The organism is Cupriavidus sp. SIMBA_020, assembly GCF_046535395.1.
GTDB classification, from domain to species: domain Bacteria; phylum Pseudomonadota; class Gammaproteobacteria; order Burkholderiales; family Burkholderiaceae; genus Cupriavidus; species Cupriavidus campinensis.
This window is the reverse complement of sequence record NZ_JAWRWU010001074.1, coordinates 1-256: the sequence shown is the minus strand read 5'-3', so window position 1 is coordinate 256 and position 256 is coordinate 1. Positions and strand designations below refer to the sequence as shown.

Below are 256 nucleotides of genomic sequence, written 5' to 3'. Positions count from 1 at the left end.
CGCGCAGTGGTACGCGTCGCAGATCGTGAACGCGTCGGCGAGCTGATAGTGGAACGGGATGTCGTCGCGCTTCAGGTACGCCATCGTCGTGGTGCCCTTGTTCGGCACCCACTGGTCGTAGCGGCCTTTGTTCCACGCGGCATGCATGTCCTGCCAGCCGTGCGGCAGATCCTGCAGGAACTGCAGGCCGAGGTTGTCGGCGCCCGGATGGAACGGCAGCCCCTCGGCCGGGCCGGCCGGCTGGTGGAACACGGAC

General features: G+C 67.6%; 1 protein-coding gene. It reads right to left on the bottom strand.

From position 1 onward, the window contains the following. The coding region (locus SB751_RS32805) for an alkaline phosphatase family protein (protein WP_410749354.1) at nt 1-256 on the bottom strand (256 nt) is incomplete at both ends.